The organism is Pseudomonas sp. FSL R10-0056 (genome assembly GCF_009600105.1).
GTDB classification, from domain to species: Bacteria; Pseudomonadota; Gammaproteobacteria; order Pseudomonadales; family Pseudomonadaceae; genus Aquipseudomonas; species Aquipseudomonas bubulae.
Genome location: NZ_WIWL01000180.1, coordinates 17213 through 33960 on the forward strand (window position 1 = coordinate 17213; position 16748 = coordinate 33960).

Consider the following 16748-nt stretch of genomic DNA (forward strand, 5'->3'; position numbering starts at 1 on the left):
CGGAGTTAATCGTCGAGGCGCTCTTCTAGCTGGCGCACTTCGTAAGTTAGCTTGTCGAGGAACTGCATGCGGCGCATCAGGCGTTCAGCCTGCTCACGCTGCGCAGCATCATCCCAACACGCTGCGAAGCTGTCGTTCAGGTGTTCCTGAGCGACTTTCAGTCGACGCTTGAATGCTGCAATACCGGCCATATCGGCGCTGTCATGCAAATCTTCAAGTTCTTCGCGCCACTGCATCTGCTGCATCAGGAACTCGGGATCGTGCACCGTGACTTCCAGCGGCAACTCGCCCCCCTTCAGCGCAAGCAGGTAACGCGCACGCTTGGCAGGGCTTTTGAGCGTCTGGTAAGCCTCATTGAGGCTGGCGGACTGCTCCAGCGCCAGGCGCTGCTCGCGCTCGGAAGCATCGGCAAACCGATCCGGGTGAACACCACGCGCCAGCTCTCGATAGCGCACAGCCAGCTGATCGAGGTCCAGATTGAAACCCGGTTGCAGCTCAAACAAAGCAAAATGACAAGGAGTACCCACGATCAGCCTCAGATATTGAAGCTTTCGCCGCAGCCACATTCACCGCGCACGTTAGGGTTATTGAACTTGAAGCCCTCATTGAGGCCTTCCTTGACGAAATCCAGTTCGGTGCCGTCAAGATAGGTCAGGCTTTTCGGATCAATGATCACTTTTTCGCCATGGGTTTCGAAGACCTGGTCTTCTTCACCTACTTCATCGACAAACTCCAGCACATAGGCAAGACCGGAACAGCCCGTGGTGCGAACACCCAGACGAATCCCCTCACCTTTGCCGCGCCCATCAAGGGAGCGGCGAATGTGTCGCGCAGCCGCTTCTGTCATGCTGATAGCCATCGTGACTCCTTACCTTTTGCCAGTTTCTTCACCTTGCCTGCGCCACTTGCGGGCGCAAGCAGTACGGATCAGATCAAACCTTTCTTCTGCTTGTAATCGCGAACAGCAGCCTTGATGGCGTCTTCAGCGAGTACCGAGCAGTGAATTTTTACCGGCGGCAAAGCCAGTTCTTCAGCCAGCTGAGTGTTCTTGATGGTCTCTGCTTCATCCAGAGTCTTGCCTTTCATCCACTCGGTCGCCAGGGAGCTGGAAGCGATTGCCGAACCGCAACCATAGGTCTTGAACTTGGCATCTTCAATGATGCCCTGCTCGTTGACCTTGATTTGCAGGCGCATTACGTCGCCGCACGCAGGGGCGCCGACCATGCCGGTGCCGACATCCGGGTCTTCCGCGTTCATCTTGCCGACGTTGCGCGGGTTTTCGTAGTGGTCGATGACCTTTTCGCTGTAAGCCATGGTACTAATCCTCACTCATCAGAGAGTCGCTCTTGAGACGCTGTAAAAGCTGCTGTTCGCTGCGCTTACAGCGTCTACTTACGGCGACTTAAATTGTTAGTGCGCCGCCCATTCGATTTTCGAGATGTCGATGCCGTCTTTGTACATGTCCCACAGCGGCGACAGGGCGCGCAGCTTGGTAACAGCCTCGCAAACCTTCTGCGCGGCGTAATCGATTTCTTCTTCGGTGGTGAAACGGCCGAAGGTAAAGCGGATGGAGCTGTGAGCCAGCTCGTCATTGCGGCCCAGGGCGCGCAATACGTAGGACGGCTCGAGGGAAGCAGAAGTACAGGCCGAACCGGACGACACAGCCAGATCCTTGAGCGCCATGATCAGCGACTCGCCTTCAACGTAGTTGAAGCTCAGGTTCAGGTTGTGCGGAACGCGGTGGACCATGCTGCCGTTGACGTACAGTTCTTCAAGGTGTTCAACCTGCTTGAAGAAACGGTCGCTCAACGCCTTGATACGGATGTTCTCTGCAGCCATTTCTTCTTTGGCGATCTGGAACGCTTCGCCCATGCCCACGATCTGGTGGGTGGCCAGGGTACCCGAACGCATGCCGCGCTCGTGACCGCCGCCGTGCATGGCTGCTTCAATACGCACCCGAGGCTTGCGGCTTACGTACAGTGCGCCGATGCCTTTAGGGCCGTAGGTTTTGTGCGCCGAGAACGACATCATGTCGACCTTCAGCTTGGCCAGGTCGATTTCAACCTTGCCGGTGGACTGTGCCGCATCGACATGGAACAACACGCCGCGCGAGCGAGTCAGCTCACCAATGGCAGCGATATCGTTGATGGTGCCGATTTCGTTGTTCACGTGCATGATCGAAACCAGGATGGTGTCGTCGCGCATCGCGGCTTCAACCATGGCCGGCGTTACCAGGCCATCGGTGCCCGGCTCGATATAGGTCACTTCAAAGCCTTCACGCTCAAGCTGACGCATGGTGTCGAGAACGGCCTTGTGCTCGATCTTGTCGGTGATCAGGTGCTTGCCCTTGGTGGCATAGAAGTGCGCTGCACCTTTGATTGCCAGGTTGTTGGCCTCGGTCGCACCGGAGGTCCAGACAATTTCACGGGGGTCAGCGTTAACCAGGTCAGCAACCTGACGACGCCCGTTCTCAACCGCTTCTTCAGCTTTCCAGCCGAACACGTGAGAGCGCGAAGCCGGGTTACCGAAGTTCCCGTCAACCAGCAAGCAGTCGCTCATTTTTTGAGCAACACGCGGATCAACCGGGGTAGTGGCTGAGTAATCGAGGTAAATTGGCAACTTCATGGACTATCTCCTAAATCAGGCTGGCTGGCGCACCGTCGTTTTTATGCAATCACTCGACGGCGGACGCTTCGATCTTATCCAGGTGCGGCGCTTTGCCATTACAGCGGCGCTGATCCTGACGCTGGGCTACTTCTTGTACCTCACGGCGAGTGACAAGGTCAGCCAAGCTGATACCGCTGAGAAAATCGTGTATTTGCAGGCTGAGGTCGCACCACAGGTGGTGGGTCAGGCAGGTGTCGCCGGCATGGCAGTCGCCAAGGCCCTGGCAACGCGTGGCATCGACGGACTCGTTCACGGCATCGATCACCTGAGCTACCTGGATGCCCTGCATGTCGCGTGACAGCTGATAGCCGCCACCCGGGCCACGCACACTGGAAACCAGGCTGCTGCGGCGCAATTTGGCAAACAGTTGCTCAAGGTAGGAAAGCGAGATGCCTTGGCGCTCGGAAATATCGGCCAGGGACACCGGCCCGTGCTGTGCGTGCAACGCCAAATCGAGCATTGCAGTTACGGCGTAACGGCCTTTTGTAGTCAGTCTCATGGACAGGTACCACGGAATTCGGAATGGAAGCGAGTATGCTATTCCCGACTATTTAAGTCAACTATTAGACCTAGTACTTTAGTCGGGATTACCCGCAAAAGAGCGCGCGCATTGTAGCAGGGTCTGCGGCGTAATGGCACATGACACACATCTTGTGGCAGCGGGTTTGCTCGCGATGGCGGCAGCTCGACCAGCCTCAAAGACTGCAGCGCCAGCATCGCGAGCAGGCTCGCTCCCACAGCACCCAGAATCTAGACCGCCGTGCTTTCGTCCTTGCCCTTGACGCAGGCGAAGTCTTCTTCGCGCAGCTCAGGCAGCTCTTTCGCACAGTAAGGACTGCCCAAATCCTTGAGCGCGCCACACATACCATCCAGCTTGCCATCGACCGCCTGCAGATGATCCAGCAACTGGCCAATGGCCCGCGCCACCGGATCCGGCATATCTTCACTGACACCGTATGCGTCAAAACCGATTTTCTCAGCCATTGCCTTGCGCTTGGCCTCAGTTTCATCGTCATTCTTGATAATGATGCGCCCCGGAATACCCACTACGGTCGCGCCCGGCGGCACAGCCTTGGTCACAACCGCATTGGAACCGACCTTGGCCCCCGCCCCGACAGTGAACGGCCCCAATACCTTGGCGCCCGCCCCTACCACGACACCATTTTCCAGAGTGGGGTGGCGCTTGCCCTTGTTCCAGCTCGTCCCCCCCAGGGTCACACCCTGATACAGGGTCACGTCATCCCCGATTTCGGCGGTTTCACCAATCACGATACCCATCCCGTGATCAATAAAGAAACGACGCCCGACCTTGGCCCCCGGGTGAATTTCAATCCCGGTCAGCCAGCGCCCGAAGTTGGACACCAGACGAGCCAGCCACTTCCAGCCAGCCTGCCACAACAGCGCCGACAAGCGGTGAATCCAGATCGCATGCATCCCCGGGTAGCACGTCAGCACTTCAAAAGCATTACGGGCTGCAGGATCACGGTGAAACACACTTTGGATATCTTCACGCAGACGCTCGAACATCATTAATCCTTGCGCTTGAGCAGCTCGCCACGGGCTGCTTTTTGGGTTTCGGTGAGAATGCCACGCAAAATATTCATCTCGGCACGACTGACAGCACTGCGACCGTAGAGCCGACGCAGACGCGCCATGAGGTGGCGCGGCTTTTCCGGATCCATGAATTCGATAGCTACCAGGGTTTGCTCCAGATGCTCATAAAAGCGCTCCAGCTCATCCATGGTGGCCAGCTCGCCACTCTTGGTGGACGCCACCTCTTCTTTCTCGATCTTGCTCGGCTGCCCCTGGGCCGCCAGCCAGGCCATGCGGATCTCGTAGCTGAGCACCTGCACGGCCGCGCCGAGGTTCAGGGAACTGAATTCGGGATCAGAGGGGATATGCACATGGAAGTGACAACGCTGCAACTCGTCATTGGTCAGACCGGAGTCTTCACGACCGAACACCAGCGCGATTTCCGCACCCTGGGCCGCCTCTGCAACCACTTTCTGCCCGCACTCGCGCGGATCCAGCAGCGGCCAGGGGATACGACGGTCGCGGGCACTGGTACCCAGCACCAGATTGCAGCCCACCAGGGCATCTTCAAGGGTCGCGACAACCTGTGCATTTTCCAGAATGTCACCGGCGCCCGAGGCGCGCGCGTCGGCCTCATGGTGCGGGAACACCCTCGGCTCAACCAGAACCAGCCGCGACAACCCCATGTTTTTCATGGCACGCGCAGCACCGCCGATGTTCCCGGGATGGCTGGTATTGACCAGAACGACACGAATATTAGGCAGCAAAGGAAGCGCTCACAGACCAGCAAAAGGGAGCAAATCTTACCTAAGCAAAACGTCATAAGCTACGAAAGCTAACGCAAACCTTCATCTACCAAAGTTTTCTGATAGAATATTCGGCTTTCTTTAACAACCTTAGGTGAAACGTCCATGCAGCCCATGCTGAATATCGCGCTGCGCGCCGCCCGCAGCGCCAGTGAATTGATTTTCCGCTCCATCGAGCGCCTGGATACCATCAAGGTTGACGAAAAAGACGCCAAGGATTACGTCTCTGAAGTCGATCGTGCTGCTGAACAGAAAATCATCGACGCCCTGCGCAAGGCTTACCCGACGCACGGCATCCTCGGTGAAGAAACCGGCATGCACCCAGGCAGCGGTGAAGGTGAAGACTACCTGTGGATCATTGACCCACTGGATGGCACCACCAACTTCCTGCGCGGCGTTCCACACTTCGCCGTCAGCATCGCCTGCAAATACCGCGGCCGCCTTGAGCACGCAGTGGTTCTTGACCCGGTTCGCCAGGAAGAATTCACCGCCAGCCGTGGCCGTGGCGCCCAACTGAACGGTCGCCGCCTGCGTGTTAGCGGTCGTACCAGCCTGGAAGGCGCCCTGCTGGGTACCGGGTTCCCGTTCCGTGACAACCAGATGGACAACCTGGACAACTACCTGGGCATGTTCCGCAGCCTGGTTGGCCAGACTGCCGGCATCCGTCGCGCAGGCGCTGCCAGCCTGGATCTGGCCTACGTGGCTGCAGGTCGTTTCGATGCATTCTGGGAGTCGGGTCTGTCCGAGTGGGACATGGCTGCAGGCGCACTGCTGATTCAAGAAGCAGGCGGCCTGGTCAGTGACTTTACCGGTAGCCACGATTTCCTTGAAAAAGGTCATATCGTTGCCGGTAACACCAAGTGCTTCAAAGCTGTCCTGACTGCAATCCAGCCTCACCTGCCAACCTCGCTGAAACGCTAAGCGAATACCGCAGACAAAAAAAGCACCCTTCGGGGTGCTTTTTTTTGGCCTTGCAATTACCCCACCCCGTGGGAGCGGGCTTGCCCGCGATAGCATCACCGCGATTTGCCTGACAGACCGAGCCGCCCGCATCGCGAGCAAGCCCGCTCCCACAAGAATTTAATTCAGGATCAGCTTGCCTTCCTTGTCCACGGCAATTTCATTGCCCGGTTCGTGATCCATACGCACCTTGCCTTCCTTGCCATTGAGCGAATAGCGCACGTCATAGCCGACGACCTTGCTGCTGATGTCATTGACCGTGTTGCAACGCGTCTGGGTCGTGGTGTAGGTATCACGCTCCTGCATGCCTTCCTGCACCTTGTTACCGGCATAACCGCCACCCACCGCACCGGCAACCGTCGCGATCTTTTTGCCGTTACCGCCGCCCACCTGATTACCCAGCAAGCCGCCGGCGACAGCACCAATCACGCTGCCGACAATCTGATGCTGATCCTTGACCGGCGCCTGACGCGTCACAGTCACATCCTTGCACACCTCACGCGGCGTTTTGATCTGCTGGTTGACCGGCACAACGGCCAGCACCTGCGCAGACTCAGGGCCTTTCACCAAGCTGTAAGTGGCAAAAGCACCACCGGCTGTAACACCGACAGCACCCAGTACAGCACCCACCAGCAATGACTTGTTCACGTGAACCTCCAGACCATCTTAAGTGGGAACAGTCCCACACCAATCCTGGAGTTGGAGCACAAAAAAAGGCGCGAGTTCAATAACTCGCGCCTTTTAGGTGACAGTCGTCGATAACTATTGGTTATGGACGATCATCGACTTCCTTCTCACTCGCCGCAGGCGGGATCAGATCCTCTGCACTGAGATTCAGCCAGATCAGCACCACGTTGGCGATGTAGATCGACGAATAAGTACCCGCCAGAACACCCACGAACAGGGCAATCGAGAAGCCCCACAGGTTGTCGCCACCGAAAATCAGCAATGCGGCAATGGCCAGCAAGGTGGAGATCGATGTCGCCATGGTGCGCAGCAAGGTTTGCGTGGTCGAGATGTTGATGTTGTCGATCAGGCTGGCCTTGCGCAGAACCCGGAAGTTCTCGCGCACCCGGTCAAATACCACAATGGTGTCGTTGAGCGAGTAACCGATGATCGCCAGCACCGCCGCCAATACCGTCAGGTCGAAGGTGATCTGGAACCACGACAGCACGCCCATGGTCACGATCACGTCGTGAACCAGGGACACGATCGCGCCGACAGCGAACTTCCACTGAAAGCGGAAGGCCAGGTAAAGCATGATGCCGCCCAGCGCCATCAGCATGCCGAGGCCGCCCTGGTCGCGCAGCTCTTCACCCACCTGTGGGCCAACGAACTCGACGCGCTTGATCACCGCCGGGTTGCTGGTATCTGCCTGACCCAGCGCAGCCGCTACCTTGTTACCCAGCAACGGATCATCGCCGGGCATACGCACCAGCAAGTCGGTGGTAGCACCAAAGCTCTGCACCACGGCATCGTGGAAGCCGGCCGAAACCAGTTCGTTACGCACCTTGGTCAGATCAGCCGGCTTCTCGTAGGTCAGCTCGATAAGCGTACCGCCGGTGAAGTCCAGGCCGTAGTTCATGCCCTTGTGGAACATGCTGAACAAGGCCAGCACGGTAAGCAGTACAGTGACGCCGAACGCTACGTTGCGAACGCCCATGAAGTTGATTGTACGTAACATGGCAGCCCCTTAAATCCACAACTTCTTGAAGTCCCGACCGCCATACACCAGGTTGACCAGTGCGCGGGTGACCATAATGGCCGTGAACATCGAGGTAAAGATACCCAGCGACATGGTCACCGCGAAGCCTTTAACCGGCCCGGTACCCATGGCGAAGAGGATCCCGCCGACCAGCAGGGTTGTCAGGTTGGAGTCAACGATGGCGGTAAAGGCACGGTTGAAACCTTCGTTGATCGCCCGCTGCGGTGTCATGCCATTGGCCAGCTCTTCACGTATACGCGAGAAGATCAGTACGTTGGCATCGACCGCCATACCCATCGTCAACACGATACCGGCAATGCCCGGCAGGGTCAGGGTTGCACCCAGCACCGACATCAGCGCCAGCAGCAAGACCATGTTGCCCGCCAGTGCCACCGTCGCGATCACACCGAAGAAACGGTAGATGGCGATGATGAAGATCGACACGAACAACATGCCCCACAGCGATGCATCGACACCCTTGGTAATGTTGTCAGCACCCAGGCTCGGGCCAATGGTGCGCTCTTCAGCGAAGTACATTGGCGCAGCCAGACCACCGGCACGCAACAGCAGCGCCAGCTCGGAAGCCTCACCCTGGCCATTCAGACCGGTAATCCGGAACTGACTGCCCAGCGGCGACTGGATGGTCGCCAGGCTGATGATCTTCTTCTCTTCTTTGAACGACTGAACCGGTACGTCCTTCTCGACACCGTCAACCACTTGCTTGGTGTAAGTCGTCACCGGCTTCTGCTCGATGAAGATTACCGCCATGCTGCGACCAACGTTGCTGCGCGTCGAACGACTCATCAGCTCGCCACCGTGACCATCAAGCTTGATGTTCACTTGTGGCCGGCCGTGCTCGTCAAAGCCTGCCTGAGCATCGGTTACCTGGTCACCGGTGATGATCAGACCACGCTCGATTTGCGCGCCAGGACGGTTACCTTCACGGAACTCGAAAGTTCCGGACGTCGCTTTGGAAGCGCCCGGCTCGGCCGCCAGACGGAACTCAAGGTTGGCCGTCTTGCCCAGGATACGCTTGGCTTCGGCGGTGTCTTGCACGCCCGGCAGCTCAACCACGATGCGGTTGGCACCCTGACGCTGAACCAGAGGCTCGGCAACACCCAACTCGTTGACCCGGTTACGGACGGTTGTCAGGTTTTGCTTGATGGAATATTCACGGATTTCCGCCAGCTTGGCCGGGGTCATCGCCAGACGCAGAACCGGCTGACCGTTCAGGTCTGCAGCGGTAATGTCGAAATCATTGAAGCTTTTACGGATCAGGCTACGCGCTTGCTCACGGACAGCTTCATCAGTGAAGCCCAACTGAATGGCACCGTTGAGTTGCGGCAGGCTGCGATAACGCACTTTTTCTTTACGCAGCAGGCTTTTGACATCGCTCTCGTACACTTTCATGCGTGCATCGACAGCTTTGTCCATGTCCACTTCCAGCAGGAAGTGCACACCGCCCGACAAGTCCAGACCCAGTTTCATCGGGTGAGCACCCAGACTGCGCAACCATTGTGGCGTGGTCTGTGCCAGGTTGAGCGCTACGACATAATCGTCACCCAGAGCCTTGCGTACAACATCCTTGGCTGGCAACTGGTCGTCTTTCTTGACCAGGCGCAGCAAACCAGCTTTGCCGTTCTGGGCCAGGGAAGCACCCTTGACTTCAATGCCTGCATCCGTCAGCGCCTTGCTTGCGCGATCCAGATCAGCTTGAGTGACCTGCAGGGCCGTGCTCGCACCCGACACTTGAATGGCCGGATCATCAGGGTACAGATTGGGAGCGGAATAAATAAAACCGATCGCCAGCACTGCCAGGATCAGTATGTATTTCCACAGAGGGTATTTGTTCAGCATCAATCACGCCGCCCGCTTAAAACGCGGGGCGCCTTGCGCGCCCCGTCGATTGTTGAAAGTTGAAACTTAGATCGCTTTCAGCGTGCCTTTAGGCAACGTGGCTGCAACCGAGCCTTTCTGAATTTTCAGCTCGACAGTGTCAGACACTTCGATGACAACAAAAGCATCGGAAACCTTTACGATTTTGCCGGCGATACCGCCAGTGGTCACGATTTCGTCGCCTTTTTGCAGGTTACCCAACAGGGCTTTCTGCTCTTTAGCGCGCTTGGCCTGTGGACGCCAGATCATCAGGTAGAAGATGACCAGGAAGCCGACCAGGAAGATCCATTCAAAACCGCCACCCATTGGGGCAGCAGCAGGTGCAGCAGCGTCCGCGAAAGCGGAAGAGATGAAAAAGCTCATTAAGCACTCCAGTTGCAATGTTGTTTCTTAAAGGTCCGGAACTCAGTCCAAGGGCGGCACAGGCAGCCCGCGCTTGGCATAGAAGGCGTCGACAAAGGTGGCCAATGTACCCTGTTGAATAGCCTCGCGCAAACCAGCCATGAGCACCTGATAGTGGCGCAAATTATGGATGGTATTGAGCATGCTACCCAGCATTTCGCCGCACTTGTCCAGGTGATGCAGATAAGCGCGGGAGAAGTTCTGGCAGGTGTAGCAATCGCAGGTCGGATCCAGCGGCGAATCATCATGGCGATGGAACGCGTTGCGGATCTTGATGACACCCGTGTCGATAAACAGATGCCCATTGCGGGCATTGCGGGTTGGCATCACGCAATCGAACATGTCCACACCGCGGCGCACACCCTCAACGAGATCTTCCGGCTTGCCAACCCCCATAAGGTAACGAGGTTTGTCAGCAGGCATCATCGCCGGCAGGTAATCCAGCACCTTGATCATTTCGTGCTTGGGCTCGCCGACCGACAAACCGCCGATGGCCAGGCCGTCGAAGCCGATCTTGTTCAGGCCTTCGAGCGAGCGCTCGCGCAGGTTCTGGTGCATGCCGCCCTGAACGATACCGAACAGTGCCGCCGTGTTGTCGCCATGGGCATTCTTGGAGCGCTGCGCCCAGCGCAACGACAGCTCCATGGAGACACGGGCAGTGTCTTCATCGGCCGGGTACGGGGTGCATTCGTCGAAAATCATCACCACGTCAGAGCCCAGATCGCGCTGGACCTGCATCGACTCTTCGGGGCCCATGAACACCTTGGCACCATCTACCGGCGAAGCGAAGGTCACGCCTTCTTCCTTGATCTTGCGCATGGCGCCCAGGCTGAACACCTGGAAACCGCCGGAGTCGGTCAGGATCGGGCCCTGCCACTTCATGAAATCGTGCAGGTCGCCGTGTTTTTTGATGACTTCAGTGCCTGGGCGCAGCCACAGGTGGAAGGTATTGCCCAAAATCATCTGCGCGCCGATCGCTTCGATATCGCGGGGCAGCATGCCCTTGACCGTACCGTAAGTACCGACCGGCATGAACGCTGGGGTTTCAACCACACCACGGGGGAAGGTCAAACGACCGCGACGAGCCTTGCCATCAGTGGCCAGCAGCTCGAAGGACATACGACAGTTGCTCATGCTTGATCCTCTGGGGCCGGGGCTGGAGCCGTCGGCGCAGGATTGCGGGTGATGAACATTGCATCACCGTAACTAAAGAAGCGGTACCCATGTTCAACCGCAGCCTTGTAGGCCGCCATGGTTTCGGGATAACCGGCGAATGCCGAAACCAGCATCAGCAGCGTGGATTCCGGCAGATGGAAATTGGTCACCAGCGCGTCGACCACATGAAAGGGTCGACCGGGGAAGATAAAGATATCGGTATCGCCACTGAACGGCTTGAGCACGCCATCGCGCGCGGCACTTTCCAGCGAACGCACGCTGGTGGTACCCACGGCGATCACCCGCCCGCCACGGGCACGGCATGCGGCCACGGCATCGACCACATCCTGGCCCACTTCGAGCCATTCGGTGTGCATATGGTGATCTTCAAGACGCTCGACCCGCACCGGCTGGAATGTACCCGCGCCCACGTGCAAGGTCACGAATGCCGTCTCGACGCCTTTGGCGGCGATGGCCTGCATCAGCGGCTCATCAAAGTGCAGCCCTGCCGTTGGCGCCGCGACGGCACCCAGGCGCTGGGCGTAGACCGTTTGATAGCGCTCGCGGTCCGAACCTTCGTCCGGGCGGTCGATATAGGGTGGCAATGGCATATGCCCGACACGGTCCAGCAGCGGCAATACCTCTTCGGCAAAGCCCAGCTCGAACAGTGCATCGTGACGCGCCAGCATCTCGGCTTCGCCACCGCCATCAATCAGGATCTTCGACCCGGGTTTTGGCGACTTGCTGGAACGCACATGGGCCAGCACGCGGTGGCTGTCGAGCACCCGCTCAACCAGAATTTCCAGCTTGCCGCCCGAGGCCTTCTGGCCAAACAGACGGGCCGGAATCACCCGGGTATTGTTAAACACCATCAAATCGCCCGGACGCAAATGTTCAAGCAAATCAGTGAATTGACGATGTGCCAGTACGCCGCTCTCCCCGTCCAGGGTCAGCAGGCGACTGTTGCGGCGCTCCGCCAAAGGATGGCGTGCGATGAGCGAATCAGGGAGTTCGAAAGTAAAGTCAGCAACGCGCATGATAGGTTTCGTCTAGCAGGGCCGGGGAGTTTAACGGACTTGGCAAAAATAGACCAATAAGTTGTTGACCGACCTAAACCTCATCTCTATACTTCGCCACCATTGAGCCCTGATGGCGGAATTGGTAGACGCGGCGGATTCAAAATCCGTTTTCGAAAGAAGTGGGAGTTCGATTCTCCCTCGGGGCACCAAACATAGATTCAAGGTGCCGCTCAATGCACCCTGGATATACAGAGAAACCGGCCACCGCGCCGGTTTTTTTGTGCCTGCGATTTGTCCCGCCCGGGCTGACCTGCTTGCCCTCAGCCCGTACCCCCATCACCCACAGGTTATGGCGCTCAAGATTGCGGAACGCGCTCGATATAGGATTTGAAGCACTGCCCCTTCACCTTGTTGCTGAACTTTTCTGCAGCAGCCCATTTTTTTTCTTCTGTATCTTCTATCGGGTATGCCTGGGCATCGCGCACAAATAGCACGCGCATCTTCCTGGTGATGTCTGAAGGCTCATGGTAGGCATCGTAGACATAATCTACGGGCCTGCCCTCCTGTCGACTCAACATGATTGAGGCCGCATCAAGTGCCCAGCCGTCGCAATAAGACACTTCGCCGTTACTGAACTGGATAACGCCGTCCTTCATGGTCCAGGCCCCGGCTCCGCCCGCTGCGAGCAAGCCCATTGCAGCTACCAGGGCTGACGCTGTCTTGCGCATGTTCATCTTCCTTCCCTGAAAAAACCGGAGGGTATCACCGCATCAACCTAAATGCTGAAAGCCTCTTGTGCTGCCCCTTGGCCTTTTTTTTCGCCAGCAGAAAAGCGATGATCGCCGCCCGGCATCAACGTAGAGGATCTTGTCGATGGAATTGCCACTGGAATCAGTCGCCCTTTATGCACTCAAGCTGGCGTACGAGTCCGAAGGTTCGAGCCCGATTTTGCGCGACGACCCGGCCATGAGCGACTATCAACGCGATGTCTTTGCCTTTGACCTGCGCAAGGGCGATATCGACGCCATCCAGGATAAAATCGAGCGCTGTGTCGCACTGGCGCTGGACGCCCTGGGCGGCGCGCAAACGGTCATGGGCCGCGAACTGCAAAAGCTGGCCGCCGGTTTCAGCAATGCGCAGACCCCGGAGCAAATGCACCCGGCGCTGCTGACGCTCAAGGATTACCTCAAGGACGTGCAGTAATCACTGCCCCTGGACGGACTCGATATAGGCCAGCAGATTGTCGATCTTCTCTTGATCGCTGATGCCCCAAAAGATCATCCGCGTGCCGCTCACCACTTTTTTCGGTGCTTCTATATAGGCCGCCAGTTTTTCCCGCGTCCATACAACACCTGAGTTTTTCATGGCGTCGGAATACTGGTAGCCCTCGCTGGTGCCGGCCAGCCGTCCGATCACACCATTGAGTTGCGGACCAAAACCATTGCGGGCGTTTTCGCCGATGCTGTGGCAGCCGCCACAGGTTTTGGTGAACAGCCTGCCCCCCGCTTCGGCATCCCCTGCAGCTATCGCGCCGTGACTCAACAGCGCGGCACAAAGGCTAAGGATCAACAAGGCTGGGTACTTCATCGGTCACTCCATCAGGTAAGGGTGTTCAGGCTCAGGCGGCAATTATGCCTGCCCGCCAGCGGTTACACCTTGCTGGTGGTCAAGACAGGGCTTACCCGGCAAACCCGCCTTCATCCAGAAACGTACGTTCCTCCACGGTGGTATCGCGCCCCAGGACATGATTGCGATGGGGGAAACGCCCAAAACGCTGGATGATCACGGCGTGTTCTTCAGCCCAGACGCTGGCTTGCGGCCCAAGACTGTGGTGCAGTTGCAGGGACAGCTGTTGGTCGGCACTGTCTTCGGAATGCTCGAACGGCAAATAACAGAACACTCGCAAGTCGGCCTCGAACGCCTTGTCCATACCGCCATTGATCATCTCCCGGGCATAAAAGCGCGCCAGCGAGTCGGTGGCAAACATATGTGCGGTTCCACGAAAGGCATTGCGCGGGTACTGGTCCAGCAGCAACAGCAACGCCAGGGCGCCTTCAGGTTGCGCCAGCCAGTGCTCCAACTTGCGACTGGCCGCCAGGAAATGAGCGCTGTAGAAAGTGTCGCGAAACAAGGTATCGAAGGCTTCATCCTTGGCAAACCAGTGCCTGGGGCCAGCCTGTTTCCAGAACTCGATTACCGCCTGCGGTGTTATTTGCTGATCCTTCCCGGTCGCTGCCACAGTTTATTCCTCAGGTTGTTGGCCAAGCCTCAACTGTAGGCCTGCTCCGCCAGCAGCACCACCGCAATCAGGATCATTATCGCCCCCGATACCCGGCTGACATTCTTTGCAGCACCTGGCCGGGTGCGCAACACGGCGTGGGCACTGAAACCCACCGCCAGATACACCAGCGCGCAGCTGACTGCATGCAGCCCGCCCAGGGCAATGATCTGTGTCGGTATCGACCAGTTCGACAGCGGGTCGGTGAACTGCGGCAAAAGCGCCAGAAACAACAGCAGCACCTTGGGATTGAGGCCGCTGACACACAACCCCTTCCACGCCCAGCGCGACCATGAATCAGACGCCTGCCCCTGCCCGGACTGGGGGGTTGCGGGGTCCCTGAGCATGCACACACCCAGCCAGAGCAAATACAGCGCCCCCGCAACCGTCAGCACGCTGAGGATCATCGGATTGCGCGCCACCAGCCCGCCCACGCCTGCCGCCACAATCACCGTAGCCAGCAAATGCCCCGAGAGCATACCCGCCACCGCTGGCGTCACCAGCCGCCCGCGCATGCCCGCGGAAATCGCATAGGCCCAGTCTGCGCCGGGGGTGATGATAAACAAGAACGATACCGCCCAAAACGCGGCCAGGACGCTGAGTGTCACGGGACATTTCCTTTCTACGCTGGAACTTTGATGATGAGAGTTGGGCCACAAGACCCGCGCCGCTGCTCTCAGGGAAGGTCTCAGCGGGCAAAAGAAGAATAAGCAAATGCCGCCAGGATTATCTTTCGTTTATCCTAAGCAACAGTCATAAACGGGAAAGGTTCTTCCATATGGATCGCATTGACAGGAATATTCTTGCGCAGCTGCAAGCTGATGGCCGACTTTCCCTCACCGAACTCGCAGAACGGGTGGGTTTGAGTCTCTCACCCTGCCATCGGCGCGTACGGGCGCTGGAAGACTCGGGGGTGATCCTTGGTTATCGCGCCCTGCTGGCGCCGAGTGAGCTGGGACTTAACTTTTCCGCCATGGTGTTTGTCACCCTGCGCGAAGTGACCCGTCAGGCGATTGCCGATTTTGAAGCGGCAGTGATCGAGACCTCGCAGATCGTCGACGCACAAAGGCTGTTTGGTGACCCGGACTACCTGCTGCATGTGGTCGCCGCCGACCTGCCGGCCTTCCAGCAGCTCTACGATGAGCGCCTGACCTCACTGCCCAACGTGCAACGCCTGACGTCCACGCTGGTAATGAAGCGGGTTATTCAGGACCGGATGCTGCCGTTGTGAGGCGGCATAAAAACATGTGGGGGCTGGCTTGCCTGCGATGCAGACGATGCGCTGTCACTGTAAAACCGCAGTGATCCAATCGCGAGCAAGCCCGCTCCCACAGGACGAGTGCAACCCGCCAATTAATCCGCCAACGGCATCAGCCCGACGGTCAGGGCATCAAGCAAAGCACTGACCTTGGGCAGGGCCTTGCGGCTTTTTGGCCACACCAGGTTGATCGCCAGCCCCTCGCTCGCCAGATGCGGCAGCACCTGCACCAGTGAACCATCAGCCAGATGCTGCTTGATCAGCCAGGTAGGCAGTTGGGCGATGCCGCATCCCGCCAGCACCGTCATCACTTGCCCTTCACCATCTCCTACGATGTACCTGGCGGGCATCACCCGGCGCTCTATCTCTCCGGGGCGGCTGCCTGCGAAGTTCCAGGGGCTGACCGTGCCGTCGGCCCGCCCATAGGCCACACACTGGTGATGCGCCAGATCGCGGTCGGTCACAGGCGTGCCGTGAATGTTCAGATAAGCCGGCGCAGCACAGAACACATGTCGCTCGCGCCCCAGAAAGCGATGCTCCAGCGCCGCTGGCCAGATATCCGCCCCACCGACCCGCACGACAATATCCACGCCCTCTTCGACCGGGTCGATAAAGCGGTCGGAGAACGAAATATGCGGCAGCAGCAGTGCGTGTTTTTGCACAAACTGCAAAATCACCGGCAACGCCTGCAAACGCCCGAAGGCCGCCGGCAAGTCAATGCGGATCCTGCCCTGCGGCTCGGCATTGTCGGCCTGCATGGCCAGCTCGGCCTCCTCCAGTTCGGCCAGAACCCCGGTACAGGTCCGGTAAAAAGCCGCTCCGCCATCGGTCAATGCCAAGCGCCGCGTGGTGCGCTGGAACAAGCGCACCCCAAGCCTGCCTTCCAGCCGGGCGATGCCCTTGCTGATCGCCGAGGCCGTCAGGTTCAAACGCTCGGCAGCAGCCCTGAAGCTGCCCGAGTCGGCGACACAGACAAATACATCGATACCTTTCAGGCGCTCGGAAGCAAACATGCACGCCCCTCATTAGTGAATTCAGTTCATCTTATTAGATAAAAGGCATCCTAAAT

Annotated in this window: 21 protein-coding genes and 1 tRNA gene; 4 read left to right on the plus strand and 18 right to left on the minus strand. The window is 58.1% G+C overall.

The window, feature by feature from the left end; genetic code table 11:
- Positions 1–5: 5 nt before the first annotated feature.
- The 7 genes from hscB to trmJ all read right to left on the minus strand — a co-directional run bounded on the left by hscB (position 6) and on the right by trmJ (position 4967).
- Positions 6–527, minus strand: a complete 522-nt coding sequence (hscB, locus tag GHO42_RS13050; RefSeq protein ID WP_095001470.1) for a co-chaperone HscB — start codon at positions 525–527, stop codon at positions 6–8.
- An 8-nt stretch (positions 528–535) separates the two neighbouring features.
- A complete protein-coding gene (gene iscA / locus GHO42_RS13055; RefSeq protein ID WP_016779604.1) occupies positions 536–859 on the minus strand; it encodes an iron-sulfur cluster assembly protein IscA in 324 nt (107 codons plus the stop codon).
- Between the two features lie 68 nt (positions 860–927).
- The gene (gene iscU, locus GHO42_RS13060) at positions 928–1314 is read right to left on the minus strand and encodes a Fe-S cluster assembly scaffold IscU (protein WP_007929523.1); all 387 of its coding nucleotides are present in this window, start codon (positions 1312–1314) and stop codon (positions 928–930) included.
- A gap of 96 nt (positions 1315–1410) precedes the next feature.
- Positions 1411–2625, minus strand: coding sequence for an IscS subfamily cysteine desulfurase (locus tag GHO42_RS13065; RefSeq protein ID WP_019823684.1), 1215 nt, complete (start codon positions 2623–2625; stop codon positions 1411–1413).
- 49 nt (positions 2626–2674) lie between these two features.
- Complete coding sequence (gene iscR, locus GHO42_RS13070; protein ID WP_003443378.1) at positions 2675–3166, minus strand: Fe-S cluster assembly transcriptional regulator IscR; 492 nt, start codon at positions 3164–3166, stop codon at positions 2675–2677.
- A 251-nt stretch (positions 3167–3417) separates the two neighbouring features.
- Entirely contained in the window at positions 3418–4194 is a 777-nt protein-coding gene (cysE, locus tag GHO42_RS13075; protein WP_095001471.1) for a serine O-acetyltransferase, read from the minus strand.
- A 2-nt stretch (positions 4195–4196) separates the two neighbouring features.
- Positions 4197–4967 carry a tRNA (cytosine(32)/uridine(32)-2'-O)-methyltransferase TrmJ gene (gene trmJ / locus GHO42_RS13080; RefSeq protein ID WP_095018331.1) on the minus strand — a complete coding sequence of 257 codons (771 nt, stop codon included), beginning with the start codon at positions 4965–4967 and terminating at the stop codon, positions 4197–4199.
- A 144-nt stretch (positions 4968–5111) separates the two neighbouring features.
- Between trmJ and suhB the strand changes: the two genes are divergently transcribed.
- Positions 5112–5927, plus strand: coding sequence for an inositol-phosphate phosphatase (gene suhB / locus GHO42_RS13085; RefSeq protein WP_016779599.1), 816 nt, complete (start codon positions 5112–5114; stop codon positions 5925–5927).
- Positions 5928–6086: 159 nt separating this feature from the next.
- Here suhB and GHO42_RS13090 read toward each other — a convergent pair whose 3' ends face one another.
- The 6 genes from GHO42_RS13090 to queA all read right to left on the minus strand — a co-directional run bounded on the left by GHO42_RS13090 (position 6087) and on the right by queA (position 12161).
- Positions 6087–6614 (minus strand): glycine zipper 2TM domain-containing protein, encoded by a 528-nt coding sequence (locus tag GHO42_RS13090; RefSeq protein WP_095001472.1) that lies wholly within the window; start codon positions 6612–6614, stop codon positions 6087–6089.
- A 121-nt stretch (positions 6615–6735) separates the two neighbouring features.
- Entirely contained in the window at positions 6736–7650 is a 915-nt protein-coding gene (gene secF, locus GHO42_RS13095; RefSeq protein ID WP_095001473.1) for a protein translocase subunit SecF, read from the minus strand.
- A gap of 9 nt (positions 7651–7659) precedes the next feature.
- Positions 7660–9528, minus strand: coding sequence for a protein translocase subunit SecD (secD, locus tag GHO42_RS13100; RefSeq protein WP_153327966.1), 1869 nt, complete (start codon positions 9526–9528; stop codon positions 7660–7662).
- A gap of 66 nt (positions 9529–9594) precedes the next feature.
- Positions 9595–9930 carry a preprotein translocase subunit YajC gene (gene yajC, locus GHO42_RS13105; RefSeq protein ID WP_095001475.1) on the minus strand — a complete coding sequence of 112 codons (336 nt, stop codon included), beginning with the start codon at positions 9928–9930 and terminating at the stop codon, positions 9595–9597.
- 42 nt (positions 9931–9972) lie between these two features.
- Positions 9973–11088, minus strand: a complete 1116-nt coding sequence (gene tgt, locus GHO42_RS13110; RefSeq protein WP_083369874.1) for a tRNA guanosine(34) transglycosylase Tgt — start codon at positions 11086–11088, stop codon at positions 9973–9975.
- An 11-nt stretch (positions 11089–11099) separates the two neighbouring features.
- On the minus strand, positions 11100–12161 hold the full coding sequence (gene queA, locus GHO42_RS13115) for a tRNA preQ1(34) S-adenosylmethionine ribosyltransferase-isomerase QueA (RefSeq protein ID WP_095025428.1): 1062 nt from the start codon (positions 12159–12161) through the stop codon (positions 11100–11102).
- Positions 12162–12267: 106 nt separating this feature from the next.
- Between queA and GHO42_RS13120 the strand changes: the two genes are divergently transcribed.
- Positions 12268–12352: transfer RNA gene (locus GHO42_RS13120), tRNA-Leu, on the plus strand.
- A 147-nt stretch (positions 12353–12499) separates the two neighbouring features.
- On the opposite strand, the gene GHO42_RS13125 is transcribed toward GHO42_RS13120, so the two are convergent.
- On the minus strand, positions 12500–12877 hold the full coding sequence (locus GHO42_RS13125) for a hypothetical protein (RefSeq protein ID WP_133144810.1): 378 nt from the start codon (positions 12875–12877) through the stop codon (positions 12500–12502).
- 139 nt (positions 12878–13016) lie between these two features.
- On the opposite strand from GHO42_RS13125, the gene GHO42_RS13130 reads away from it, so the two are divergent.
- Positions 13017–13346 (plus strand): hypothetical protein, encoded by a 330-nt coding sequence (locus GHO42_RS13130; protein ID WP_095024016.1) that lies wholly within the window; start codon positions 13017–13019, stop codon positions 13344–13346.
- On the opposite strand, the gene GHO42_RS13135 is transcribed toward GHO42_RS13130, so the two are convergent.
- The 3 genes from GHO42_RS13135 to GHO42_RS13145 form a co-directional block, all read right to left on the minus strand.
- Positions 13347–13730 carry a cytochrome c family protein gene (locus GHO42_RS13135; protein WP_095020368.1) on the minus strand — a complete coding sequence of 128 codons (384 nt, stop codon included), beginning with the start codon at positions 13728–13730 and terminating at the stop codon, positions 13347–13349.
- A 91-nt stretch (positions 13731–13821) separates the two neighbouring features.
- Positions 13822–14382 carry a DUF924 family protein gene (locus GHO42_RS13140; protein ID WP_095024018.1) on the minus strand — a complete coding sequence of 187 codons (561 nt, stop codon included), beginning with the start codon at positions 14380–14382 and terminating at the stop codon, positions 13822–13824.
- A gap of 29 nt (positions 14383–14411) precedes the next feature.
- Positions 14412–15029: a LysE family translocator gene (locus tag GHO42_RS13145; RefSeq protein WP_016779589.1), complete on the minus strand. Its 618-nt coding sequence runs from the start codon at positions 15027–15029 to the stop codon at positions 14412–14414.
- Between the two features lie 170 nt (positions 15030–15199).
- Between GHO42_RS13145 and GHO42_RS13150 the strand changes: the two genes are divergently transcribed.
- Positions 15200–15652 (plus strand): Lrp/AsnC family transcriptional regulator, encoded by a 453-nt coding sequence (locus GHO42_RS13150; RefSeq protein WP_133144809.1) that lies wholly within the window; start codon positions 15200–15202, stop codon positions 15650–15652.
- A 122-nt stretch (positions 15653–15774) separates the two neighbouring features.
- On the opposite strand, the gene GHO42_RS13155 is transcribed toward GHO42_RS13150, so the two are convergent.
- Positions 15775–16692: a LysR family transcriptional regulator gene (locus GHO42_RS13155; RefSeq protein WP_133144808.1), complete on the minus strand. Its 918-nt coding sequence runs from the start codon at positions 16690–16692 to the stop codon at positions 15775–15777.
- Positions 16693–16748 lie beyond the last annotated feature (56 nt).

What these genes read in the sequence shown, in the direction of transcription:
- tgt (WP_083369874.1), bottom strand. Translation starts at nt 11,088, where the DNA reads ATGTCCTTCGAGCTGCTGGCCACTGATGGCAAGGCTCGTCGCGGTCGT.
- GHO42_RS13125 (WP_133144810.1), bottom strand. Translation starts at nt 12,877, where the DNA reads ATGAACATGCGCAAGACAGCGTCAGCCCTGGTAGCTGCAATGGGCTTG.
- cysE (WP_095001471.1), bottom strand. Translation starts at nt 4,194, where the DNA reads ATGTTCGAGCGTCTGCGTGAAGATATCCAAAGTGTGTTTCACCGTGAT.
- queA (WP_095025428.1), bottom strand. Translation starts at nt 12,161, where the DNA reads ATGCGCGTTGCTGACTTTACTTTCGAACTCCCTGATTCGCTCATCGCA.
- GHO42_RS13150 (WP_133144809.1), top strand. Translation starts at nt 15,200, where the DNA reads ATGGATCGCATTGACAGGAATATTCTTGCGCAGCTGCAAGCTGATGGC.
- GHO42_RS13065 (WP_019823684.1), bottom strand. Translation starts at nt 2,625, where the DNA reads ATGAAGTTGCCAATTTACCTCGATTACTCAGCCACTACCCCGGTTGAT.
- GHO42_RS13130 (WP_095024016.1), top strand. Translation starts at nt 13,017, where the DNA reads ATGGAATTGCCACTGGAATCAGTCGCCCTTTATGCACTCAAGCTGGCG.
- yajC (WP_095001475.1), bottom strand. Translation starts at nt 9,930, where the DNA reads ATGAGCTTTTTCATCTCTTCCGCTTTCGCGGACGCTGCTGCACCTGCT.
- GHO42_RS13135 (WP_095020368.1), bottom strand. Translation starts at nt 13,730, where the DNA reads ATGAAGTACCCAGCCTTGTTGATCCTTAGCCTTTGTGCCGCGCTGTTG.
- secD (WP_153327966.1), bottom strand. Translation starts at nt 9,528, where the DNA reads ATGCTGAACAAATACCCTCTGTGGAAATACATACTGATCCTGGCAGTG.
- secF (WP_095001473.1), bottom strand. Translation starts at nt 7,650, where the DNA reads ATGTTACGTACAATCAACTTCATGGGCGTTCGCAACGTAGCGTTCGGC.
- iscR (WP_003443378.1), bottom strand. Translation starts at nt 3,166, where the DNA reads ATGAGACTGACTACAAAAGGCCGTTACGCCGTAACTGCAATGCTCGAT.
- suhB (WP_016779599.1), top strand. Translation starts at nt 5,112, where the DNA reads ATGCAGCCCATGCTGAATATCGCGCTGCGCGCCGCCCGCAGCGCCAGT.
- iscU (WP_007929523.1), bottom strand. Translation starts at nt 1,314, where the DNA reads ATGGCTTACAGCGAAAAGGTCATCGACCACTACGAAAACCCGCGCAAC.
- iscA (WP_016779604.1), bottom strand. Translation starts at nt 859, where the DNA reads ATGGCTATCAGCATGACAGAAGCGGCTGCGCGACACATTCGCCGCTCC.
- GHO42_RS13155 (WP_133144808.1), bottom strand. Translation starts at nt 16,692, where the DNA reads ATGTTTGCTTCCGAGCGCCTGAAAGGTATCGATGTATTTGTCTGTGTC.